Origin of the sequence: Streptomyces sp. NPDC007162 (genome assembly GCF_040634175.1) — a bacterium.
GTDB lineage: Bacteria > Actinomycetota > Actinomycetes > Streptomycetales > Streptomycetaceae > Streptomyces.
Genome location: NZ_JBEYFC010000617.1, coordinates 1 through 4,589, shown reverse-complemented (window position 1 = coordinate 4,589; position 4,589 = coordinate 1). Strand labels below are relative to the sequence as shown.

The 4,589-nt window shown below is 71.0% G+C and carries 5 protein-coding genes; all 5 read right to left on the bottom strand.

From position 1 onward, the window contains the following. Positions 1-40: 40 nt before the first annotated feature. The 5 genes from ABZ646_RS40600 to ABZ646_RS40580 are packed head-to-tail and all read right to left on the bottom strand — an operon-like array spanning position 41 to position 4,478. Complete coding sequence (locus ABZ646_RS40600; protein ID WP_360531004.1) at positions 41-1,291, bottom strand: cytochrome P450; 1,251 nt, start codon at positions 1,289-1,291, stop codon at positions 41-43. Continuing rightward, entirely contained in the window at positions 1,288-1,893 is a 606-nt protein-coding gene (locus tag ABZ646_RS40595; RefSeq protein ID WP_132892405.1) for an ATP/GTP-binding protein, read from the bottom strand. Before ABZ646_RS40595 ends, ABZ646_RS40600 begins: the two co-directional genes overlap by 4 nt. After that, on the bottom strand, positions 1,874-2,245 hold the full coding sequence (locus tag ABZ646_RS40590; RefSeq protein ID WP_132892406.1) for a DUF742 domain-containing protein: 372 nt from the start codon (positions 2,243-2,245) through the stop codon (positions 1,874-1,876). Before ABZ646_RS40590 ends, ABZ646_RS40595 begins: the two co-directional genes overlap by 20 nt. Next, positions 2,242-2,652, bottom strand: coding sequence for a roadblock/LC7 domain-containing protein (locus tag ABZ646_RS40585; RefSeq protein ID WP_046733906.1), 411 nt, complete (start codon positions 2,650-2,652; stop codon positions 2,242-2,244). The genes ABZ646_RS40590 and ABZ646_RS40585 overlap by 4 nt, the downstream gene beginning before the upstream one ends. Before the next feature lie 5 nt (positions 2,653-2,657). After that, positions 2,658-4,478, bottom strand: a complete 1,821-nt coding sequence (locus tag ABZ646_RS40580) for an ATP-binding protein (protein WP_360531000.1) — start codon at positions 4,476-4,478, stop codon at positions 2,658-2,660. Positions 4,479-4,589 lie beyond the last annotated feature (111 nt).

The following is a 4,589-nucleotide window of genomic DNA, read 5'->3' as shown; positions in this document are numbered from 1 at the left end:
GCCCGGTCGGACGTCCGACCGGGCAGCGGGGCGTCCGCGCCTATACCGGGAACTCGACCGGCAGGCTGTCGAGCAGGGACATCCAGGTGGACGCGGTCTCGGTGAGCTCCTCCGGCGGCACGGCCAGCCGCAGCCCCGGCAGCCGGTGCAGCAGGACGTCCACCGCGATCTCGATGATGGACAGCCCGATGCTCTGCCCCGGGCACTCGTGCGGGCCGGCGCTGAACGCCAGGTGCGACCCGTTGCCCTGCACCGAGACGTCCGGGTCGGGCCGGACCTCGGGGTCGAGGTTGCCCGGTGCGAGGCCGAGGAGGAGCAGGTCGCCCTCCGTGATGCGGTGGCCGCCCAGTTCGACGTCGCTGACGGCGAAGCGGCCGGGCAGCACGGACAGCGGTGGGGAGTTCCACATGACCTCCTCCACCAGCGCGGAGATGGTCAGCTGGCCGCTGGTCAGGCCGGAGAGCCGGGAGGCGTCCGTGAGGATCAGCTGCAGCACCCGGGCCAGCAGGTTGCTGGTCGTGCTGTGCCCGGCCACCAGCACCAGGCGCAGATGGCTCACGACCTCGTCGTGGTCGAGGGCCGCCTGGTGCTCCAGCAGACCGGTGGTGAAGTCGGAGCCGGGCTCGGCGCGCTTGCGCTCGACGAGGTCGCCGAGGATCTCCCTGATGATGCCGTCGTGCAGGATCGCGTCCTCGCCGCCCTGGAACACCATGGCGCTGGACTCGACCAGGCGGCGCCCCTCCGCCTCGGAGAGGCCGAGGATGCGGGTGAGGATCAGCATCGGCAGGTAGCCGGCGTAGTCCGCCACCAGATCGGCGCGGCCGTCCTGCGCGAACGCGTCGATCTGCTTGTTGGCGAAGTGCGTGGCGTGCCGCCTGATACCGCGGCCCACGGCGGCCTGCAGTCCGTCGTTGACGGCACCGCGCAGGCGGCGGTGGGCCTCACCGTCCTGGGACACGCAGTCGGGGCGCCAGGCGACCATCGGAACCAGCGGATGGTTCTCCGCGATCCGGCCCTCCCGCCAGTCCCGCCAGATCCGCGCGTCCCGGGCGAACTGGCGGGGATTGTCGAGGACCCGCCGGCTGTCCCGGTAGCCCAGCACCAGCCAGGCACCGATGTCGCCCTCCAGCAGCACCGGTGCGACGGAGCCGTGCTCCTTGCGCAGCCGCTCGTAGATGCCCAGCGGATCGGTCGCCGCCTCGGACCCGTACAGCCGGGTCAGTTCGGCCGTACCGTGCGCGACCGGGCAGCCGCGGGGGGCGTCGGGACTGTCGTGGTTCTGGTCGTTCATCGGGGCTCCAGTGCGACGGCGGAGCGTTCCTTCAGATGACGTATCAGGGTGATCAGTACGTCACGGCTGGAGGCCCGGTCCCGGGCGTCACAGGCCACGATCGGGGTGTGCGGGGAGATGTCGAGGGCGTCCCGGATCTCCTCGATGGGGTGTTCCTTGCAGTCCGGGAAGACGTTCAGGGCGATGACGAAGGGCACGTTCTGCCGCTCCATCTCCTCGATCGCCCGGAAGCTGGAGGCCAGCCGCCGGGTGTCCACCAGGACCACGGCCCCGAGCGCGCCCTTGAACAGGCCGTTCCACAGGAACCAGAACCGCTCCTGTCCGGGGGTGCCGAACAGGTACAGCATCAGGCTCTCGTTGAGGCTGATCTTGCCGAAGTCGAGGCTGACCGTGGTCTCGGCCTTGTCCGCGACACCGATGAGGTTGTCGACGCCGACGGTCGCCTGGGTGAGGGTCTCCTCGGTGGTGAGCGGCTTGATGTCGCTGACGGAGCGGACCATGGTGGTCTTCCCGGTGCCGAACCCCCCGGCGATCATCACCTTGACCGAGCGGGTCCCCCCGGCACCGGGGTCGCCGGGATGGTCAAAGCCTTTCAAGTCCACTGAGTACCTCCTGGAGGAGCGCGAGGTCAGGCCCGCGTCCGGCGTGGTGCGCCGGAATGGGATCACGGGCTTCAATACGGCCTGCGTCCAGCAGATCCGCCAACAGCACCGCGAGAATGTTGAAGGGCAATCCGAGATGGGCGGTGAGTTCGGCCACCGACAGCGGATCACGGCAGCGCCGGACTATCTCCTCGTACTCGTGCTGCATCCCCGGGACGGGGGCGGTGCGGGAGACGACGAGGGTGGCCACGTCGAGGCTCGACGCCGCCCCGCCCGGTCCACTGCGTCCCCCGGTGAGGACGTAATAACGCTCTAGACCGGACGGGTCCGTGGGCCGGCGGGGAGCACTCATCCAGAGTGCTCCTCCAGGCGCGGAGAGGTGCCGAGCAACTCGCCCATCCGCCGGGAGAGATCCCTCATCTGGTGCCCGAGCAGCCCCTGGTCGAGTCCTTCGCGGGCGAGGACCCCGAGATACGTCTCCACACCGGCCCGTACGACGAAGAGGTGACCGCCGTCGACCTCGATCATCGCCAGCCGCAGCTGCCCCGCGTACTTGGGGAACTGCTCGGCGACCGGCTGGGCGAGCGCCTGCAGCCCGGCCACCACGGCCGCGAAGCGGTCCACGTCGTCGGGGTCCTCGGCGCCGAAGGAGGTGATCGCCTTGCCGTCGCTGGAGGCCACGAGGGCGAAACGGATCTCCGGGATGCTCTCCACCAGATCACGGAGCGCCCAGCTCACGTCGGTTCCCTGTTGCGTCATGTGGACTAGTCGCTCTCTTCAGTGCGGTGCTCGGCGGACCCGCGTCCGTCGGCGGCGTCATCGGCGCCGTCCGGGGTCGCGAGCGCCACGTCGTCTTCGTCTCCGGTCAACTCGGCCTCGCTGCGGACCGCTTCGTCGGCCGCGGGCGCGCGGCCCGCGGTGGCGAAGGCGGCCAGGCCCGCGAAGGACTCCTCGGGCGGGACCGCGGGGAACGCGGCGCCCTGGGTGCGGGCGGTGCGTTCCTCCGGCTGCTCCTCCTCGCGGCGCCGGCTGCGCCGCCGGGGCAGTCCGCCCGGGGTGGTGTCCTGGATCTCGCCGGACTCCGGCTGAGTGACGGTTTCGACGGCGACCGGGCCGTGCGCCTGCACCGGGGACGCGGCGGCGGGGGCGGCCGTCGCGGGGACCGGGGCGGCGGAGGCCGCGGGCAGCGGGCTGAAGTACTTGTGCGGGACCACGACGACCACCGAGGTGCCGAGCCAGGGCGAGTCCGCGAAGGTGACCCGGATGCCGTAGCGGCGGGCGAGGATGCCGACGACCCGCAGGCCGATGTTGGCGTCCTCGGAGATGCCGCCGAGACCGGGTCCGGCCGCGGTGCCGGCCAGCGAGTGCTCGGCCTCGCGCTTCTTCTCCTCGCTCAGACCCTTGCCGGAGTCCTGGATCTCGATACCGACGCCGTTGGGCACCTCCTTGCCGGAGACGACGACCGGTTCGGTGGGCGGCGAGTAGCGGGCCGCGTTGTCCAGGAGGTGGGAGAAGATCAGCGTGAGGTGGTCCACCAGACCGCCGTCGACGCCGAGTTCGGGCAGGTGCCTGACCTCCACGCGGTGGAAGTCCTTGATCCGGCCGATGCCGCCGCGGACCACGCTGAGCAGTCGCTGGGGCTCCTGCCACTGCCGGCCCGGGCGGTCCGAGCCGCCGAGCACACCGATGCTCGCGGCGAGCGAGTCGGCGGGGCCGAGTTCCTGGTCGAGCTCCATGAGACCGCGGGCCACGGCGGGCAGCCGGCCGTGTTCGCCCTGCATCTCGTGCAGGCGGCCGCGCAGTTTGCTGGTGAGGACGTGGATGCGGTTGCCGATGCTGATCACGGCCTGTTCGGCGGAGGTCGAGCGGTTGAACTCCTCCTCCACGCTGATCAGGGAGGTGCGCAGGATCCGGCGCAGGTCGGCCTGGAGGTCCTTGTCGACCTTGGCGCACTGGTCGGTCGCCGGCAGCAGGTCGTCGATGGCGTCGCCCTCGCGCAGCCGCTTCAGCGCGTCGGGCAACTGCTCGTCGGCGAGCCGGGAGATCGCGCTGCGCTGGTGGGTGACCTGCTCCTGCCAGACCTCGGCCTGCTCGGCGAGCTGCGCCTCGGCGGCCTTCACCTGTTCGGTGAGCCGTTCCTCGTAGGCCCGCGCCTGGTCGGCCAGCTGGGCGTCGTAGTGGGCGGTCCGCTCGCCGAGGCGGGACTCGAAGGCGGACGCCTGCTCTCCGAGCTGGGCGTCGAACGCGGCCGACTGCTCGTTGAGCCGGCTCTCCAGCGTGGCGCGCTCGGCCGCGAACTTCCGTTCCAGGCCCGAGACATGCTGCTGCCACTGCTGGGAGTGCTCGGCCTGCGAGCTGCGGAACGACCCTTCGGCGCTGCGCAGCTGGCGCTGCGAGCGGATCAGCAGTCGTACGCACACGAAGCTGGCCGCGGTGGCCGCGGCGCCTGCGACGGCCGCGGTTATTCGCTCGGAGCTCATGAACGTGGCGGCGACCGTCCCTCCCCCTAAGGCAAGTGGCATCAACCACCAGCTGTACCAGGCGACAGGGGCCCGCGCCGCCGGCGGCGGAGTGGCGAGTTCCATCTGCATCCTTCGAAGCAACACAATCGAACAACAGCGAACAGGGGCAGTGTGCGAAGGCCGCACTCACGAGCACGCACGGCGGGACGGAACCCCGGTGGTTGCGGCTGTGAC